This window comes from Ruegeria sp. YKSF070 (assembly GCF_059612725.1).
Window position 1 is genome coordinate 26,830 of the sequence record NZ_JBXWRD010000028.1, and the last position, 18,456, is coordinate 45,285.

Here is an 18,456-nt window from a genome sequence, read left to right on the forward strand (position 1 = left end):
CGCTCGTGACTCGCAAAAAATCAAAGGGGCCAGCCATGCCGAAGAGAACCGACATCCAGTCGATCATGATCATTGGAGCCGGGCCGATTGTCATCGGGCAGGCCTGTGAATTCGACTATTCCGGCGCGCAGGCCTGCAAGGCGCTACGCGAAGAGGGGTATCGGGTGATCCTGGTGAACTCGAACCCGGCGACGATCATGACCGATCCGGGCCTGGCCGATGCCACCTATATCGAACCAATCACGCCCGAGGTGGTCGCCAAGATCATCGAGAAAGAGCGCCCCGACGCGCTGTTGCCCACCATGGGCGGGCAGACCGGTCTCAACACCTCGCTGGCGCTCGAAGAAATGGGCGTGCTGGAGAAGTTCGGGGTCGAGATGATCGGCGCCAAGCGCCATGCCATCGAAATGGCCGAAGATCGCAAGCTGTTCCGCGAGGCGATGGACCGGATCGGACTGGAAAACCCCAAGGCGACCATCGTGTCGGCCCCCAAGAACGACAAGGGCAAGTATGACATCCGCGCGGGCCTGGCCCAAGCGATGGACGCGCTCGAGGAAATCGGCCTGCCCGCGATCATTCGCCCCGCCTTCACTCTGGGCGGCACCGGCGGCGGCGTGGCCTATAACCGTGACGATTACGAGCATTTCTGCCGCTCCGGCCTCGAAGCCTCGCCTGTGGCGCAGATCCTGATCGACGAGAGCCTGTTGGGCTGGAAGGAATACGAGATGGAGGTTGTCCGCGACAAGGCGGACAACGCGATCATCGTCTGTTCCATCGAAAACGTCGATCCGATGGGCGTCCACACCGGCGACTCGATCACCGTGGCCCCCGCCCTGACGCTGACCGACAAGGAATACCAGATCATGCGCAACGGCTCGATCGCCGTACTGCGCGAGATCGGGGTGGAAACCGGCGGCTCGAACGTGCAATGGGCGGTGAACCCGGATGACGGCCGCATGGTGGTGATCGAGATGAACCCGCGGGTATCGCGCTCGTCCGCACTGGCCTCCAAGGCGACCGGTTTCCCGATTGCCAAGATCGCGGCCAAGCTGGCGGTGGGCTATACGCTCGACGAACTGGACAATGACATCACCAAGGTGACACCGGCCAGCTTTGAGCCGACCATCGACTATGTCGTCACCAAGATCCCGAAATTCGCCTTCGAGAAATTCCCTGGATCGGAACCCTATCTGACCACCGCGATGAAATCGGTGGGCGAGGCGATGTCGATCGGCCGCACCATCCACGAATCGATGCAAAAGGCTCTGGCCTCGATGGAATCGGGCCTGACCGGCTTTGACGAGGTCACCATTCCCGGCCTCTCCGTCGGCCTCTGGGATGCGGTCGAAGGCGCAGACGACAAGGCGCATGTGATCAAGGCGATCAGCCGCCAGACCCCCGACCGGCTGCGCACCATCGCCCAGGCGATGCGGCACGGGCTGTCGGATGACGAGATCTTTGGCGTCACCAAATTCGACCCCTGGTTCCTCGCCCGGATCCGCGAGATCGTCGAAGAGGAACGCGCCCTGCGCAAGACCGGCCTGCCCACCAACGAGGAAGGCCTGCGCGCGCTCAAGATGCTGGGCTTCACCGATGCGCGCCTCGGCCAGCTGACCGGCCGCGACGAGGACAACGTACGCCGCGCCCGCCACAACCTGGGCGTTACCGCCGTGTTCAAGCGGATCGACACCTGCGCCGCCGAATTCGAGGCGCAGACCCCCTATATGTACTCGACCTACGAAGCCCCGATGATGGGCGAGGTGGAATGCGAGGCGCGCCCCAGTGACCGCAAAAAGGTGGTCATCCTGGGCGGCGGTCCCAACCGGATCGGCCAGGGGATCGAGTTCGACTATTGCTGCTGCCACGCCTGTTTCGCGCTGACCGATGCGGGCTATGAAACCATCATGGTCAACTGCAACCCGGAAACCGTGTCGACCGACTATGACACCTCGGACCGGCTCTATTTCGAACCGCTGACCTTTGAACATGTGATGGAAATCCTGCGGGTCGAGCAACAGAACGGCACCCTGCACGGCGTCATCGTGCAGTTCGGCGGCCAGACCCCGCTGAAACTGGCCAATGCGCTGGAACAGGCCGGCATCCCGATCCTGGGCACCACGCCCGACGCCATCGACCTGGCCGAGGACCGCGAGCGCTTCCAGGATCTGGTCAACCGGCAGGGCCTGAAACAGCCCAAGAACGGCATTGCCTCGACAGATGCCCAGGCACTGGCCATCGCCGAGGATATCGGCTTCCCGCTGGTGATCCGCCCCTCTTACGTGCTGGGGGGCCGCGCCATGGAAATCGTGCGCGACATGGACCAACTGCGCCGCTACATCGCCGAGGCGGTGGTGGTGTCGGGCGACAGCCCGGTGCTGCTCGACAGTTACCTGTCCGGCGCGGTGGAACTGGACGTCGACGCGCTTTGCGATGGTGAGGCGGTGCATGTGGCCGGCATCATGCAGCATATCGAAGAGGCGGGCGTGCACTCCGGCGACAGCGCCTGTTCGCTGCCACCCTATTCGCTCTCGCCCGAGATCATCGAGCAGATCAAGGACCAGACCAACAAACTGGCCCGTGCCCTGAACGTGGTCGGCCTGATGAACGTGCAATTCGCGATCAAGGACGACGAGATCTACCTGATCGAGGTCAACCCTCGCGCCAGCCGCACCGTGCCCTTCGTGGCCAAGGCCACGGACTCTGCCATCGCTTCCATCGCCGCGCGGGTGATGGCGGGCGAAAAGCTCAGCGCCTTCCCGATGCGCCCCCCCTACAAAGAGGGTGACGATACCAAGATCGCCGACCAGATGACGCTGGCCGACCCCAACATGCCCTGGTTCTCGGTCAAGGAAGCGGTGCTGCCCTTCGCCCGCTTCCCCGGCGTCGACACTATCCTTGGCCCCGAAATGCGCTCCACCGGCGAGGTGATGGGTTGGGACCGCTCCTTTGCGCGCGCCTTCCTCAAGGCGCAGATGGGCGCGGGCATGGTGCTGCCCAGCGAGGGCCGCGCCTTCATCTCGATCCGGGATGCCGACAAGGGCGCCGCCATGCTCGAGGCCGCGCAGGTGCTGGTGGAACAGGGCTTTACCCTGGTCGCGACCCGCGGCACCCAAAGCTGGCTCGCCGGTCACGGCGTGCCCTGCGAAGTGGTGAACAAGGTCTATGAGGGCCGCCCCGATGTGGTCGACATGCTGAAGGACGGGCAGGTGCATCTGGTGATGAACACCACCGAAGGCGCCCAGGCGGTGAGCGACAGCAAAGCGATCCGCTCGATCGCGCTCTATGACAAGATCCCCTATTTCACCACCGCCGCCGGCAGCAACGCCGCCGCGCTGGCGATCAAGGCGCAGGCCGAAGGGGATATCGAGGTGCGCAGCCTTCAGGGCTGACACCCCAAAACCAGGAGAAACCAGCGAAAACCCGGTCTCTCCTGCTTCTTTCTGGTTGCAAATACTCCCAGGGGGTCCGGGGGACGGCGTCCCCCGGCCTTTCTCTGTCAGACGCAACTTTCGTCTTTCAGGCTTTCGCCGGGGCCAGACACCACGCATGATCGCGCAACCGATCCCTGCGAGGCACCCCAATGAACATCTACACCACCTTCGGCACCAACGACTTGACCCGCGCGGTCCGGTTCTATGACGCGGTCTTTGCGGTGCTGGATCAGCCCCGCCTGCCCGATTGGCCCGAGGGCTGGGCCGGCTGGGGCCAGGACTACGACAGCGGCACCGGCTTTTGGGTCTGCGCGCCGTTCGATGGCTCGCCCGCCAGCACCGGCAATGGCACCATGGTGGGTTTTCCGGCCAAGAATGCCGCGCAGGTGCGCGCCTTTCACGCCGCCGGACTTGCCCATGGCGGCACCGATGCGGGCGCGCCGGGCACCCGGCCCTATTACGGGCCGGATTTCTACGTCGCCTATCTGCGCGACCCGGATGGCAACAAGATCTCCTGCTTTTACTACCACTACGACGCGGCAGAGGACGCGGGCGCCTGACGCCCGCGCCCGAACCGCTCAGCCCTCGGCCCGCGCCTCGCGGGCAAAGAACAGGTCATAGAACACCGGCGCCGCGATCAGGGTCAGCACGGTGGCAAAGGCCAGCCCGCCCATGATCGTCACCGCCATCGAGACAAAGAACGCATCCCACAAGAGCGGCGCCATGCCCAGAATGGTGGTGATAGCGGCCAGCATGACGGGCCGGATCCGCGACACCGAGGCCTCGACAATGGCTTCCCGCAGCGGTTTGCCTTCGGCCCGGACCAGGTCGATCTCCTCGACCAGCACGATGCCGTTCTTGATCAGCATCCCCGACAGGCTGAGCAGACCCAGAAGCGCGGTAAAGGTGAACGGCAGCCCGGTGCCAAGAAGGCCGATCACCACCCCGTTCACCGACATCGGCACCAAGAGCCAGATGATCACCGGCTGCCGGATCGCGTTGAACAAGAGGATCGAGATCAGCACCATGATCAACAGGCTCAGCGGCAATTGCTGGCCCAGGCTTTCCTGCGCCTTGGCGGAATCCTCGAACTCGCCGCCCCATTCCATCCGGTAGCCCGGAGGCAGCGGGATTGCCTCGATGACCGGGCGCACCTCGGCATGCACCTGTGCCGCGGTCAGGTCGGCGGGAATGTCGGCGCCCACGGTCACCGTCAACAGCCGGTCGCGGCGATGCACCAGCGTGTTGACCGCCTCATACCCGAACCCGTCCACCATCTGTTCGACCGGCACGAATTTCTCGGAGAGCGGCGAATAGACCACCTGATCGACGATGGAGTAAGGCCCATCGGCGGGACGGCGGACAATGATCGGGATCAGCCGGTCGCGTTCGCGCAGCACCCCGCTGGTGATGCCATCGGTGGAAAACCGCAGCATGTCGGCGATATCGTCGCGGCTGACGCCCGCGATCTGCGCCCGCTCGGTGGCATAGATGGGCCGCAGCGCCAATTCCTGCTCGTGCCAGTTCGACCGCACGCCGGTGATATTGTCCGAGGCCGCGCGCATCTCATCCATCGCCGTATCGGCCAACTGCCGCAGCACCGCCGGATCGGGCCCCGAGAACCGCACCTGGATCGGGTCGCCGCCACCGGGGCCAAAGACCAGCCGCCTTGTGCGGAACTCGCCCTCGGGGAAGGCCGCGGTGCCAAACGCCTCCAGATCGGCCTGAAGCGCGGGGATGTCCTCGATGCTTTCGGTCCGCACGATCATATGCCCATAAGAGGGGTTCGGCTTTTCCGCCGAATAGGTCAGCATGAACCGCGTCGCGCCTTGCCCGGCAAATGTGGTGTAAGCCAGAACGTCCGAACGCTTGTTCAGCCAGGCTTCGACCTCGGCCAGATCATCGGCGGTGGTCTCGATGGGCGTACCCTGCGGCAGCTTGTAGTGTACAAAGAACAGCGGCGTGTTCGAATTGGGAAAGAACTGCTGCTTCATCAGGCCAAAACCCGCGAAACAGGCCGCCGTCACCGCGACCAGCCCCAGCACCACCAGCCAGCGCAACCGCAACGCGGCCCGCAAAGTGGCGGCATAGGCGCGAAACAGCGGCCCGCCATAGGCATCGGCGGCATCCGCATGGCCCTGCTTGAAGAAGTAATGCCCCAAAAGCGGCGTCACCGTCAGCGCCAACACCCAGCTGAGCAGCAGCGAAATGCCGATCACGGCAAAGAGCGAGAACAGGAACTCGCCCGTCGCATCAGGGCTGAGGCCGATCCCGGCAAAGGCCATGATCCCGATCACGGTGGCCCCCAACAGCGGGATCTGCGTCTTGCCTGCCGCCTCGTCGGCGGCCTCGCGCGAGGGCTTGCCGCGCAGCATGGCGATCTGCATGCCCTCGGCCACCACGATGGCATTGTCCACCAGCATCCCCATGGCGATGATCAGCGCACCCAGCGAGATACGCTCCATCTCGATGGAAAACAGCGCCATGAAGAGAAGCGTGCCCACCACGGTCAAGAGCAGGGTCGCCCCCACCACAACCGCCGCGCGCCAGCCCATGAACAGCGCCAGCACCGCCACCACGATGGCCACCGACATGGCCAGGTTGACGAGGAAAGCATTGCTCGCCTCCTCGACCACCACATGCTGCTGATAGATCGGCTCCAGCGTCACACCGGCCGGGATATCGCCGTCCAGTTCCGCCAGACGGGCATCCACCCGTTGGCCCACCTCGACAATGTTCTCGGTCGCCAGCCCCGCGATGCCCAGCGTGAACGCCTCATCCCCGTTATGGCGGATGATCAGGTCCGGGTCGGCCTGACGCCCCCGATGCACCTGCGCCATGTCGAACAGGTTGATCACCTTACCCTGCGTGCCGACCGACAGGCCCGCGATGGCATCGACACTGTCCGAGCCTTCGGGCCGCAGGATCGCGGTCTTGCCGTCAATGTTGCGCAACGTGCCCGCGTCGCGCACGGAATCGGCGGTGGCAATGGCATTGGCAATCGCCTGTACCGGTACGTTCTGGTTGACCGACAGCGCCAGATCGGGTTCGACGAAAATCGCCTCGTCGGGCAGCCCGGCCACCTCGACCCCTGCCACACCGGGCACCGCCAGTAGTTCGCGTCGCAGCCAGGTGGCCAGTTCGTGCTGTTCGGCGTCGGTGTATCCGGGCGCGGTCACCGCATAGAACAGGCCATAGACATCGCCGAAACTGTCATCGACAAAAGGCGCGCTGACCCCGTCAGGCAGGGCGCGCGCGGCATCGCTGACACGGGCGCGCAGCTTGGTCCAGATCGCGGGCAGCTCGCTGCCGTCATAGGTGGACTTGATCTCGACCTCTATCAGCGACTGGCCCGGCTGGTTGACCGAGGTGATGATATCCACCTCGTCCATCTTCTGGATTGCCGATTCCAGCGGCTCGGAGACCTCCAGCGCCACCTGTTCGGCGGTAGCACCGGGGTACTGCGTGGCGATGACCGCCTGTTTGATGGTAAAGGCCGGGTCTTCCAGCCGGCCCAGCGTGGCAAAGCCCCAGATGCCGCCAACCAGCGAAATCAGGATGATGAGCCAGGTGTAAAGCGGCTTTTCAATCGACAGGCGCGCGATGTTCATGACCCGGCCCTTCAGTTGCCAAAGCCGGTGAACCGGCGCACCGCTTGCCCGTCGTTCAGGCTGGCACCGCCGACACTGACGATCTCCTCGCCCTGGGCCAGCCCCGACAGCACCCGCACAAACCCATCCGGCAGCGGCGCGATCTCGACCGCCTGCCGCCGCACCGTGCCCGCATCGGCGCCTGCGGGCTCAAAGATCATCACGCCAGGACCGCCGCCCGCATCGGCGATGATCGCCGAGGGCGGCACCGCGATGCCCGGCTCGCCATCCCGCACCCGCACATTTACCGTCACCGACGAGCCAGGAAACACGTTCAGACCGGGCGGTGGGGTAAAGCCGAAATTGATGCGGAAGGTCTGGCCGACGCTCGATGTCTCGGCATCGAACTCGCGGATCTGCAACGGAAACTCCCGGTCCGAGGCCGGAAACTTCGCGGTGATGGTCACATCCTCGGGCTCGCCCGCACGCTGGAACAGGATCTCGGGCACGTCCACCTCGATCCGCAGTTCCGACATGTCATGGATCCGCGCCACCGGCGTTCCCGCCGCCACCGTGGTAAAGGCCGCCACGTTGCGGCGCGAGATCAGCGCGTCAAACGGCGCCGTCAGCGTCGCATGTTCCAGCGCATATTCCGCATCGCGCAGCGCGATGGCCGCCAGTTGCGCATTGGTTTCCGCATCGTCCAGCGACACCTGGCTGACCGTGGTTCCCTTCAACCGGCTCAGCCGCGCCACCGTCCGGTCGGCCTGCTCCTTTTGCAGCCGGGCGCGATCCAGTTGCAACTCGAACGGCTCCAGATCCAGCCGCGCGATCAGGCTGCCCTTGGGCAGCAACACGCCTTCGTTCACCGGAAATTCCACGATCTGCCCCGCCACCTGAAAGGCCAGTTCGACCGTGCGCCGCGCCGCCACCTGGCCAAAGAACTGGCGTGAAAAACCGGGCGCGGCCTCGCTTACCAGCATCAGCTTGACCGGCTTGGCGGGCGCATCCGCCGCCAAGGGGGCCGCGGCAAGGCTCAGCACGGTGCCCAGCGCAAAAAGAAATCTCATGTCTTGAACCCTTCGGATAGTCCGGTTTCCAGGATGGTCAGGCGGATCTTGCGCGCCAGCCGCGCAAATTCCTCGGTCTCGCAGGCATCCAGCCCCGACACCTCGTGAAACAGCGCACCGGCATCGGCGACAAACTCGGCGCGCAGCGCCCGGCCCTCGGGCGTCAGTTCCAACAGCCAGGCGCGGCGGTCATCGGGGTCGCGGCTGCGGGTCAGATAGCCCGCGCGCTCCAGCGAATCCGCCGTGGCGGTGATGGTCGAGGGCAGTGCCAGCATCTCGCGCGCCAGTACCCCCATGCGCATCGGCGTCCCGAGCTTGATCAGCATATGCGCCTCGGGACGGCTGAGACCGGTCTCGGCCACCTCGGCGGCAATCACCTCTTCCAGCTTCCAGTACAGCGCATAGACCCCCATCATCGCCTCGATCTCGGGCGGAAAGGTCTTTGGCGGCAAAGAATCGCGGTCGGTCATCGGGCAACCCCCTGTTTCGCTCCGCGATATACTTCAAAATATGAACCATTCAAGATGTGAAGGTTGATTTCACTCGATTGTCCGCTTTCCCTCGGGTCATCCACTCTTGATCGGTCGCGCTATCGCCTGCATTTTGAGCAAATCCCAGATTTCAAGGAATCCGCCATGTTCAGACCCGCCATCACCGGCACCGGAGTCTTTACGCCGCCAAACGTCATCACCAATGCCGAACTGGTCACGGCCTTCAACGCCTATGCCGACCGGATGAATGCCGAGAATGCCCCAGCCATCGCCGCCGGCGAGATGGAACCGATGCAGCATTCATCGGAAGAGTTCATCGTCAAGGCCAGCGGCATCGAGAACCGCTATGTGATGGACAAGACCGGCGTTCTGGATCCGGCGGTGATGCATCCCCTGCTGCGTCAGCGCGACGATGACGAGCCGGGCATCATGACCGAAATGGCAGTGGATGCGGCGAAAAAGGCGCTGGCGCAGGCGGGCAAGACGGCTGCCGATGTCGACGCGGTGATCTGCGCCGCCTCGAACCTGGAACGCGCCTATCCGGCGGTCGCGATCGAGATCCAGCAGGCGCTGGGGATCGAAGGGTTCGCCTTCGACATGAACGTGGCCTGTTCCTCGGCCACTTTCGGCATTCAGGCCGCCGCCGACATGATCCGCTCGGGCTCGATCCGCTCGGCGCTGGTGGTCAACCCCGAGATCTGCTCGGCCCACCTGGAATGGCGCGACCGCGATTGCCACTTTATCTTTGGCGATGTGGCCACCGCCACCCTGATCGAACGCATCGAGGACGCCAAGGGCCCGCATTTCGAGATCCTCTCGACCCGCTGCGCCACCCAGTTTTCCAACAACATCCGCAACAACAACGGGTTCCTGCGCCGCTCGCGCCCGGACGGGATGAAAGACCGCCGCGACATGCAGTTCATGCAGAACGGCCGCAAGGTGTTCAAGGAAGTGCTGCCGATGGTCAGCCAGCATATCGCCGATCACATGGCCGCCGAGGGCGTGGCCAATACCGATCTGAAACGGCTGTGGCTGCATCAGGCCAACAAGACGATGAACGATTTCATCGGCAAAAAGGTGCTGGGCCGCGAGCCGGAGCCGGGCGAACAGCCCAACATCCTGCAGGACTATGCCAACACCTCATCCGCCGGGTCGATCATCGCCTTTTCACAGAACTCCGACGATCTGGCCGAAGGCGATCTGGGCCTGATCTGCTCCTTCGGCGCGGGGTACTCCGTGGGCTCGGTCATCCTACGGCGCCATATGTCCTGAATTGAGCCCGCTATCTGGGCGGCTAGCTGCAAAAATTACGGGACCTCGGCGCCGACCGACCGTGGTTGTGCGACTTGTATAGCCTGGCAACCGAAAGCGTGCGCCTCGGTTGTGTGGTTCAATACCCTGTTCTATGGTTTGATCCATACAACTCAAGGAATGGACGATGTTGCAGGTCGACGAAGAAATTACCGATATCAAACGACTTCGCGAGCTTCTTCCCGAGTTCAAAGGCTCCAACTCAGCTCTGAAGGTGACCGACCATATTAATCCCGTCGCAAAGAGATTTATAGCTTTATCGCCTTTTGTGGTCGTCGCGACCAAAGCTTCCCAGGGATTGATCGACGTCTCTCCAAAGGGGGATCCGGCGGGTTTCGTAGAAGTGTTCGACGAAAAAACGCTGATTATTCCCGACCGGCTTGGCAACCATCGCGTAGATGGGTTTGCGAATGTTTTGACCGACCCGAATGTTGGTCTCATCTTTGTCGTGCCAGGACATGGCGACACTCTGCGTGTGGCCGGCAAAGCCCGTATCGTGAAAGATCAGAAGATCAGCGACCGCCTATCCGTCAATGACAAACCCCCGACGCTTGCCATGGTCGTGGATGTGGAAGAAGTCTTCATGCATTGTTCCAAGTCATTTATCCGCTCGCGCCTTTGGCATCCAGATCATTGGCCAGCACGCGGAACCGCGCCCACGCTTGCGGAATGGGTGGTCGGAACTATCGATAGGGAACAAACGGTCGAAGACGTTCAGGCCATTCATACGAACGACGAAAACACTCGGCTTTATTGAACAATTTTTCGATCGCTTGACCCTGCTTGGCCTCGAGGCAGGCCCTGTCGCTCTCTTCAACTCTGGCCTAGAAACAATGGATCATAGACAATCAAGGCATTGACCGCGGGACCGGGCCAACCGATGACGCGGCCAGCGCGCCATCATGCTCTGTACTGCGCGCCTGAATGCATCCGGTCTCAGTTAGTGCTTTCCTCTTCCAGATGCAGTTTCATGTCGATCAGCACCTGCTGCAACTGCACCGTTTCCTTCAACAGCCGTTTGGCCTCGTTTACGGTGATGATCCCATCCTCGATCGCGGTCTGGTATTCGGTCATCAGCATCGCAAATCTCTGGCTCAGCGCGATCACGTCGGCATTGACGCCACCGCTGCGCGTCTCGCTGTCGCTGTTGCGCCCGTCATAGCTGAGCGTGATGTTCTTGAGTTCCGCCAGCGCAGAGGTGACATGCGGATAGCTGGACGCGCCCTCAAGCCGCGCGACCGCATCCACCGGGATGAACCGGTCGGCATGCTCAGCATTATCCGAATAATACCGGCCTAAAGTCGCCTTGGACTTTCCAGTCAGCGCGCAGGCCGCCTCGATGCCCACATCCTTGACCAAAGCCTCGGTATGTTTTTTCAGATATGCCCCAATGTCGGCCATATTCACCCTTTCCTGAACCGCTTTTTCCGCCCCATTGTTTTTGTCGGGGAAACGGATCGAGTTTTTCCCATGAATCCGTTCTAAGTCAAATGTCATACCTTGGCTATCCCTCAGGTTTTCAGGGATTTGAACGAGTTGCCGGTAATAGGTCTGCCGGTTTTACCAGGTTTCGGAGAGTATTATTCGCGATCTCCGACCACGCTGCCACAACCGTGGCAAGGGGCACCGCAACCGGAACGATCCACGTCCATCCCCAGAGGTTCGCCTCGGACAGATCGGACCGGGGGCGGTGCAACCAAAGTCCCGCAACGACGTAAATGACCGCTCGGGCCTGCTTGCCGCGCCATCGCCAAGTGATTAGACCGGCCTCATGGCCAAGCTCTATTTCAACTACTCCACCATGAATGCCGGCAAGTCGACCGTGCTGTTGCAGGCGTCGCACAACTACCGCGAACGGGGCATGCAGACCTATCTGCTGACCGCTGCCATCGACGGGCGCGCAGGCGCCGGGCGGATCGCCAGCCGGATCGGTATCGCGGCAGAGGCCGATGTCTTTACCCCCCGGGACGATGTGTTCGCAATGATCCGCGACAGGCTTGCCGATGGACCGGTGGCCTGCGTCTTTGTCGACGAGGCGCAATTCCTCAGCCCCGAACAAGTGTGGCAACTGGCGCGTGCGGTGGACGATCTGGACGTGCCGGTGCTGGCCTATGGTTTACGGGTCGATTTCCAGGGCAAGTTGTTTCCGGGCTCAGCCGCGCTGCTGGCGCTGGCCGACGAGATGCGCGAGGTGCGCACGATCTGCAAATGCGGCCGCAAGGCGACAATGGTGATCCGCCAGGACGCTTCGGGCCGGGCGATCACCGAAGGCGCGCAAGTGCAGATCGGCGGCAACGAGACCTATATCTCGCTCTGCCGAAAGCATTGGCGCGAGGCAACCGGAGACTCCGGCCACACCACCCTTTGATCAGGACAGGGGGCGCGTCTGTCGCAACCGCAGCGCGGCCGCAGGCCGCGCTGCCGGGCCCAACCAGAGGCGGCCCGTCCGCGAGGACGTATCAACGGCGGGCGGGACGGACCCGTTCCTCGAAATTTCAGCCCACTGGGTTGGGCAGATCGCGCCCAGCGGCAAAGGCTGCCACATTGTCCAGCGCCATATGCCCCATGCTGCTGCGCACCTCTTCCGTGGCGGTGCCCAGATGCGGCAATAGCGTCACCTGCTCCATCGCGCACAGCGCCTCGGGCACCTGCGGCTCGAACTCGTAGACGTCGAGCCCTGCCCCCGCAATCTGGCCCATCGAGAGCGCGGCAATCAGCGCCGCCTCGTTCACCACCTCGCCCCGGGCGATGTTGACCAGAATGCCCGAGGTCTTCATCGCGGCCAGCACATCGGCGTCGATCAGGTGCCGTGTCTCGGCCCCGCCGGGCACCGCCACCACCAGGAAATCGACCGCCCCGGCCAGCGCCGCGAGGCTGTCCAACCGCGTTGCCGGGAAATCCACGTTCTTGTCGCTGCGCGCCACATAGGACACCTGCATGCCGAACCCGAAATGGCAGCGCCGGGCGATGGCCTGGCCGATTCGGCCCAGACCGACGATACCCACATGTTTGCCGGTCACGTGATGGCCCAGCATCTGGGTCGGGTGCCAACCCTCCCAGCGCCCCGAGCGGACCAGCCGCTCGCCCTCGCCCGCGCGGCGCGCGGTCGTCAGCAGCAGCGTCATCGCGATATCCGCCGTGGCATCAGTCACCGCGCCGGGGGTGTTGGTCACCGCCACCCCTGCGCCCCGCGCCGCCGCCACGTCGATGTGATTGTAGCCCACGCCGAAATTGGCAAGCAGTCTGCATCGAGGTTCGGGTACCTGGGCAAAGACGCTTGCGCTGAACATGTCGCCCAGAGTGGGCATCACCACGTCGAACTCGCGCAGGGCGCGCAGCATCTCCCCCTCGGTCATCGGTGCGGTACTGTCCCGGATCTCGGTGTCGAACTCGGCACGCGCGCGCGTCTCGACCGCTGCCGTCATGGGCCGGGCAACAAGCAGGCGGGTCAATGCATCCTCCCGCCCAGCGGCACCTTGCCATCGGGGCCAATCAACACGATCTCGCCGTTATCGTCAGGCAGGCCCAGCACCAGAACCTCGGACATGAACTTGCCGATCTGGCGCGGGGGGAAGTTCACCACCGCCATCACCTGTTTGCCTACCAGTGTCGCCGGGTCGTAATGCGCGGTGATCTGGGCCGAGGTTTTGCGCTCGCCGATTTCGGGGCCAAAGTCGATCCACATCTTGATGGCGGGCTTGCGGGCCTCGGGGAAGGGTTCGGCGCGGATCACCTCGCCCACGCGGATCTCGACCTTGAGGAAGTCGTCAAAGGAAATCTCAACCACGCGACAGCTCCCTGGATCGGTTGGTTGCAGCGGCAACGGCGCGGTTGAGCAGGCCGGGAAAGCCGGTCTCGGGTTCCATCAGCACCTCAAGCGCCGCCTGGGTGGTGCCATTGGGCGAGGTCACGTTGACGCGCAGCTGGGCGGGGTCCTCGGCTGCCGCCTCGGCCAGGGCGCCCGCGCCTGCGACGGTGGCCTTGGCCAGTTGCATCGCCAGATCGGCGGGCAGGCCCTGGGCGGTGCCAGCGGCGGCCAGCGTTTCGATCAGGTGGAACACATAGGCCGGGCCCGAGCCGCTGACGCCCGTGACCGCATCCATCTGCTCCTCGCGCTCCAGCCGCACGGTCTGGCCCACCGCCTTGAGCAGCGCCTCGGCCAGGTCGAGATCGGCGGCAGAGGCGCGGGCGTTGCCGATCAGCGCGGTGATGCCGCGCCCGATGGCGGCGGGCGTGTTGGGCATGGCGCGCACGATGGGCGTGTCGCACCCGAGGATATCTTCGTAGGTGGCGATCGAGGTTCCGGCAGCGACCGAGACAAAGAGGGTCGTGCCATTGCCCAAAGCCTGCATCCGTGGCAGCGCATCGCCCATCATCTGCGGTTTGACCGCGATCAGGACAATGGCCGGATCACCGGGCAGCTCGGCGTTCACATGCACGCCCTGCGCCTTGACCCAATCCGACGGATAGGGGTCGATCACCCAGACCGAGCCTGCGGGCAGCCCGCCGTCGAGCCAGCCGGCGAGCATCGCCGATCCCATCTTGCCACAGCCCAGCAAAACCAGCCCGCGGCGCGCGATATCAGACATGTCCACGATATGCCCCTCTCCTGTCATCCGGTTCGGGGCACAGGTTTAAGCCCGGCCATAAGCCTCTGCAATGGCGACCTGCATCGCGTCGGCGGGGCTGCGGTTGCCCCAGACCATCAGCTGAATCGCCGGGTAATAGCGCTCGGCGCTCAACACGGCGGCGCCGATCATCGTGTCGATCTGCTCGGCACTCGCCACCTGACCGCCCGCCAGCACGAGGCCATAGCGATAGACCATCAGGTTCTGCGCCGCCCAATAGGTGAATGTCCCGGCCCAGCACTGATCGTTCATCGAATTGATCAACTCGTAAAGCTGCGGCAGCTTCTCCGATGGCGGCTCCATCTCGAAGGTACAGATCAGGCGCAGCGTCTCGTCATAGCCCGACCAGGCCAGCGTCAGCGAATAGGTCCGCCACTGTCCTTCGACCGCCATGGCGATCTGGTCATCGCCAATCCGGTCGAAATCCCAATCATGGTGTTCGGCCAGATGTTCGACAATGTCGATAGGATGGATGTCGTCTTCCAGGAACTGCTCGGAAAGGGCCATGCTGCCACCTCACTGATGTCTAGCTGCAAGGGGCTGTCAGCGCCCCCAGCGCTAGTCGCCTTTTCTACAGACCGGGTGATTTCCCTGCGTCCATACTAGATATGGTGGAGGCTAACGACCAATCTGGCAACCGGAAATTTGGGGATAAACCCACATTATTTGGGGACAGCTCCGACAAGTTGTGGGAAACGCAGCACGCAGCGCAAAATATTGGCAGCCCCTGACAGGTTCCGCTTGCGATCCGGTCGGCCCTGCTCAGAATACGCAATGCCGCCAGGGTGGACCCCACCCTGGCGGCATTGTTTTTCCCGGAACGGGGCTTCAGTCCTTCAGACGCGCCTCAAGCGCCGCGATCCGCGCGGCCAGCGCCTCGTTCTCTTCGCGCGCTTTCTGCGCCATGGCGCGGACGGCGTCGAATTCCTCGCGCGTGACAAAGTCGCGGTCGGCCAGCCAGCGGTCGATCAGCGATTTCATCGCGGTCTCGGCCTCGTCCCGCGCGCCCTGGGCCACGCCCATCGCGTTGGTCATCAGCTGGGAAATGTCGTCCAGTATCTTGTTGCGGGTCTGCATCTGTCTTCTCCGTGTCGAAGTTGCCCCCTATATGGGCAACAAAGGGGCAAGGCTCAAGGTTGACTTCTGCCGCAGGCCCCGGGCATTGAGGCGCATATGCAGGCAGTACTGAATTTTCCCGACCTTTCACCCGAATTGTTCTCGATCTCGCTGTTCGGGATGGAGCTCGCGCTGCGCTGGTATGCACTTGCCTATATCGCCGGGATCATCATCGCCTGGCGGCTGGCGGTGTTGGCGACCCGGCGCGCGACGCTCTGGCCCACAAACACCCCGCCGATGGCGCCCGCACAGATCGAGGATCTGCTGACCTGGATCATTCTTGGCGTCATCCTGGGGGGGCGGCTGGGTTTTGTCCTGTTCTATCAACCCGCCTATTACCTGGCCAATCCGGCCGAGATACTGATGGTCTGGCAAGGCGGCATGGCCTTTCATGGCGGCCTTCTGGGCGTGGTGATCGCGGCATGGCTCTATTCGCTGCGCCACAACATCCCGAAACTGAGCCTGGCCGACCTGATCACCCATACGGTGCCGCCGGGCCTGCTGCTGGGGCGGCTGGCAAACTTCATCAATGCCGAGCTGTGGGGACGTCCCTCGGACCTGCCTTGGGCGGTGGTCTTTCCGGGTCAGGCGGCGCAAGACTGTCCGGGCATCGTAGATCTCTGCGCCCGTCACCCTTCGCAGCTTTACGAGGCTGCGCTCGAAGGGCTGCTGCTGGGCGCGCTGCTGTTGTGGCTGGTCTGGCGGCGCGGGGCGCTGAAACGGCCGGGCCTGATCACCGGTGTGTTTCTGGCAGGCTATGGTCTGTCGCGCTTCGTGGTCGAGTTCTTTCGGCAGCCCGACGCGCAATTCGTCACCCCCGGCAACCCGCTGGGCCTGGCCTGGCAGTTGGGTGACTACGGGCTGACCATGGGCCAGCTGCTGTCGCTGCCGATGATCGCACTGGGGCTGTGGTTCGCACTTCGCGCCCGCGCGGTACCGGCATGAGCCTGACCGGCCTGCTGCTGGAACGGATCGCCCTTCAGGGTCCGCTCAGCCTGGCTGATTACATGGCCGAGTGCCTGTTGCATCCCGAATACGGATATTACACCACCCGCGACCCGCTGGGCGCGGCGGGCGATTTCACCACCGCCCCCGAGATCAGCCAGATGTTTGGCGAGCTGATCGGGCTGGCGCTGGCCCAGGCCTGGATCGATCAGGGGCGGCCCGCACCCTTTACCCTGGCCGAGCTTGGGCCCGGGCGCGGCACGCTTATGGCCGATGCGCTGCGCGCGACCCGCGCACTGCCCGGTTTCCATGCCGCGGCACAGGTCCGGCTGGTCGAGGCCTCACCGGTGCTGCGCGCGGCGCAGGCGAAATCGCTGGCCGGGTACGACCCGCATTGGTGCGACACGGTCGACGCCCTGCCCGCACAGCCGCTGTTTCTGATCGCCAACGAATTTTTCGATGCGCTCCCCATTCGCCAGTTCCTGCGCGCGGGCGCGGGCTGGCGCGAGCGTCTGGTTGGCGCGCGCAATGGCGCCCTGTGTTGGGGGCTGGGCGCCGAAGCGCCGCAGCCGGCGCTGACGCATCGGCTGGAGGATACCCGCGAGGGTGACATGGTCGAACTTTGCCCCGGCGCCGCCCCCATTCTCAGCGAACTGGCCAGCCGCATCGCCACCCATGGCGGCGCCGCGCTGATCGTGGATTACGGCGACTGGCGTTCGCTGGGCGATACCGTTCAAGCATTGCGCGGCCATGCCTCTGCCGATCCGCTGGCGGATCCCGGTCAGGCCGATCTGACCGCCCATGTGGATTTTGAACAGCTGGCGGTGGCTGCCCGCGCCACCGGATGTGCCCATAGCCGCCTGAGCACTCAGGGCATGTTTCTGGAACGTCTGGGCATCGCTCAAAGAGCGCAGGCGCTGGCGCAGCAAGCGGACGAGTTTATACTGGATCAGTTGATTGCCGCACATCGCCGGTTGACGCATCCCGAGGAAATGGGAAACCTGTTCAAGGTGCTGGGCCTCTATCCCGCCGACGCCACCCCGCCACCCGGATTGGAATCATGACGCTGGAAATCCTGACCGCCGACAATCTGTCCTTTGTCCGCCACGGGTTCTTTACCCGCAGGGGCGGCGCGTCCTCAGGCGTGTTCGCCGGGCTGAACTGCGGCAACGGATCGAGCGACCAGACCGAAATCGTCGCATTGAACCGCACACGCGTGGCTCAGGCGATGGAGGTCGAAAGCGACGCCCTGATTGGTGTGCACCAGGTGCATTCCCCTAACGTTGTGACCATCAGCGGGCCGCTGGAGGCCAAGCCCCGTGCCGATGCGATCGTGACTGCGACGCCCGGTCTGGCGCTGTCGGTCCTGACCGCCGATTGCCAGCCGGTGCTGTTTGCCGATCCCGACGCCGGGGTGATCGGCGCCGCCCATGCCGGGTGGCGCGGCGCCCGCGATGGGGTGCTTGAGGCAACGCTCGACGCGATGGAGGCGCTGGGGGCCACCCGCGCCGGAACCATCGCCGTCATTGGCCCGTCGATCTCGCAGCGCGCCTATGAAGTCGGCCCGGAGTTTGTGGAAGATTTCCTGGCCGAAGACCCGGGCAACAGTCGGTTCTTCGCCAATGGCGCCGACGACCGGATGCTGTTCGACCTGCCCGCCTACGGGCTGCACAGGTTGCGCGCGGCGGGCTGCGGCCACGCGGAATGGACCCGTCATTGCACCTATTCAGATCCAGATCGTTTCTATTCCTATCGGCGAGCGACCCACGCGGGCGAAGCCGATTACGGGCGGCTGATCTCTGTCATCCGGCTTTGAGACCGATCACGAGCCGAACGACGGGCCGGTTCTGCCACATTCTGGCCGCACCCTGCGC

The 18,456-nt window shown here is 63.9% G+C and carries 17 protein-coding genes; 8 read left to right on the forward strand and 9 right to left on the reverse strand.

The genetic code is table 11. The features are described 5' to 3' along the window. Nucleotides 1–35: 35 nt before the first annotated feature. Nucleotides 36–3,389 carry a carbamoyl-phosphate synthase large subunit gene (gene carB, locus AC2FL1_RS14420; RefSeq protein ID WP_496877407.1) on the forward strand — a complete coding sequence of 1,118 codons (3,354 nt, stop codon included), beginning with the start codon at nucleotides 36–38 and terminating at the stop codon, nucleotides 3,387–3,389. Nucleotides 3,390–3,580: 191 nt separating this feature from the next. Continuing rightward, nucleotides 3,581–3,991 carry a VOC family protein gene (locus AC2FL1_RS14425; RefSeq protein WP_496877408.1) on the forward strand — a complete coding sequence of 137 codons (411 nt, stop codon included), beginning with the start codon at nucleotides 3,581–3,583 and terminating at the stop codon, nucleotides 3,989–3,991. Nucleotides 3,992–4,009: 18 nt separating this feature from the next. On the opposite strand, the gene AC2FL1_RS14430 is transcribed toward AC2FL1_RS14425, so the two are convergent. From AC2FL1_RS14430 to AC2FL1_RS14440, 3 genes are read right to left on the reverse strand one after another with little or no spacing between them, the layout of a single operon-like run. Beyond that, nucleotides 4,010–7,042, reverse strand: a complete 3,033-nt coding sequence (locus tag AC2FL1_RS14430) for an efflux RND transporter permease subunit (RefSeq protein ID WP_496877409.1) — start codon at nucleotides 7,040–7,042, stop codon at nucleotides 4,010–4,012. Nucleotides 7,043–7,053: 11 nt separating this feature from the next. Continuing rightward, the gene (locus AC2FL1_RS14435; RefSeq protein WP_496877410.1) at nucleotides 7,054–8,091 is read right to left on the reverse strand and encodes an efflux RND transporter periplasmic adaptor subunit; all 1,038 of its coding nucleotides are present in this window, start codon (nucleotides 8,089–8,091) and stop codon (nucleotides 7,054–7,056) included. After that, on the reverse strand, nucleotides 8,088–8,561 hold the full coding sequence (locus AC2FL1_RS14440; protein ID WP_234143176.1) for a MarR family winged helix-turn-helix transcriptional regulator: 474 nt from the start codon (nucleotides 8,559–8,561) through the stop codon (nucleotides 8,088–8,090). Before AC2FL1_RS14440 ends, AC2FL1_RS14435 begins: the two co-directional genes overlap by 4 nt. Before the next feature lie 165 nt (nucleotides 8,562–8,726). Here AC2FL1_RS14440 and AC2FL1_RS14445 point away from each other — a divergent pair, with 165 nt between their 5' ends. Next, nucleotides 8,727–9,854 (forward strand): beta-ketoacyl-ACP synthase III, encoded by a 1,128-nt coding sequence (locus AC2FL1_RS14445; RefSeq protein WP_496877411.1) that lies wholly within the window; start codon nucleotides 8,727–8,729, stop codon nucleotides 9,852–9,854. Between the two features lie 166 nt (nucleotides 9,855–10,020). Then, nucleotides 10,021–10,650: an MSMEG_1061 family FMN-dependent PPOX-type flavoprotein gene (locus tag AC2FL1_RS14450; protein ID WP_496877412.1), complete on the forward strand. Its 630-nt coding sequence runs from the start codon at nucleotides 10,021–10,023 to the stop codon at nucleotides 10,648–10,650. Nucleotides 10,651–10,829: 179 nt separating this feature from the next. Here AC2FL1_RS14450 and AC2FL1_RS14455 read toward each other — a convergent pair whose 3' ends face one another. After that, nucleotides 10,830–11,294, reverse strand: a complete 465-nt coding sequence (locus AC2FL1_RS14455) for a hypothetical protein (protein WP_496829580.1) — start codon at nucleotides 11,292–11,294, stop codon at nucleotides 10,830–10,832. Between the two features lie 370 nt (nucleotides 11,295–11,664). Between AC2FL1_RS14455 and AC2FL1_RS14460 the strand changes: the two genes are divergently transcribed. Then, complete coding sequence (locus tag AC2FL1_RS14460; RefSeq protein WP_496829578.1) at nucleotides 11,665–12,261, forward strand: thymidine kinase; 597 nt, start codon at nucleotides 11,665–11,667, stop codon at nucleotides 12,259–12,261. A gap of 127 nt (nucleotides 12,262–12,388) precedes the next feature. Here the strand turns inward: AC2FL1_RS14460 and AC2FL1_RS14465 are convergent, their stop codons facing one another. From AC2FL1_RS14465 to AC2FL1_RS14485, 5 genes are all read right to left on the reverse strand, one after another. Further along, on the reverse strand, nucleotides 12,389–13,318 hold the full coding sequence (locus tag AC2FL1_RS14465) for a 2-hydroxyacid dehydrogenase (protein WP_496877426.1): 930 nt from the start codon (nucleotides 13,316–13,318) through the stop codon (nucleotides 12,389–12,391). Nucleotides 13,319–13,341: 23 nt separating this feature from the next. Continuing rightward, nucleotides 13,342–13,680 (reverse strand): tRNA-binding protein, encoded by a 339-nt coding sequence (locus AC2FL1_RS14470; protein WP_496877413.1) that lies wholly within the window; start codon nucleotides 13,678–13,680, stop codon nucleotides 13,342–13,344. Continuing rightward, a complete protein-coding gene (gene proC, locus AC2FL1_RS14475; protein WP_496877414.1) occupies nucleotides 13,673–14,488 on the reverse strand; it encodes a pyrroline-5-carboxylate reductase in 816 nt (271 codons plus the stop codon). Before proC ends, AC2FL1_RS14470 begins: the two co-directional genes overlap by 8 nt. Nucleotides 14,489–14,527: 39 nt before the next feature. Next, nucleotides 14,528–15,028 (reverse strand): type III secretion system chaperone family protein, encoded by a 501-nt coding sequence (locus tag AC2FL1_RS14480; RefSeq protein WP_496877415.1) that lies wholly within the window; start codon nucleotides 15,026–15,028, stop codon nucleotides 14,528–14,530. Nucleotides 15,029–15,349: 321 nt separating this feature from the next. Continuing rightward, nucleotides 15,350–15,598, reverse strand: coding sequence for an accessory factor UbiK family protein (locus tag AC2FL1_RS14485; RefSeq protein ID WP_011046658.1), 249 nt, complete (start codon nucleotides 15,596–15,598; stop codon nucleotides 15,350–15,352). Between the two features lie 96 nt (nucleotides 15,599–15,694). On the opposite strand from AC2FL1_RS14485, the gene lgt reads away from it, so the two are divergent. From lgt to pgeF, 3 genes are read left to right on the forward strand one after another with little or no spacing between them, the layout of a single operon-like run. Continuing rightward, a complete protein-coding gene (lgt, locus tag AC2FL1_RS14490; RefSeq protein ID WP_496877416.1) occupies nucleotides 15,695–16,582 on the forward strand; it encodes a prolipoprotein diacylglyceryl transferase in 888 nt (295 codons plus the stop codon). Continuing rightward, nucleotides 16,579–17,646: a class I SAM-dependent methyltransferase gene (locus AC2FL1_RS14495; protein ID WP_496877417.1), complete on the forward strand. Its 1,068-nt coding sequence runs from the start codon at nucleotides 16,579–16,581 to the stop codon at nucleotides 17,644–17,646. Before lgt ends, AC2FL1_RS14495 begins: the two co-directional genes overlap by 4 nt. Then, nucleotides 17,643–18,398: a peptidoglycan editing factor PgeF gene (gene pgeF / locus AC2FL1_RS14500; RefSeq protein WP_496829566.1), complete on the forward strand. Its 756-nt coding sequence runs from the start codon at nucleotides 17,643–17,645 to the stop codon at nucleotides 18,396–18,398. The genes AC2FL1_RS14495 and pgeF overlap by 4 nt, the downstream gene beginning before the upstream one ends. The last annotated feature ends 58 nt before the right edge of the window (nucleotides 18,399–18,456 follow it).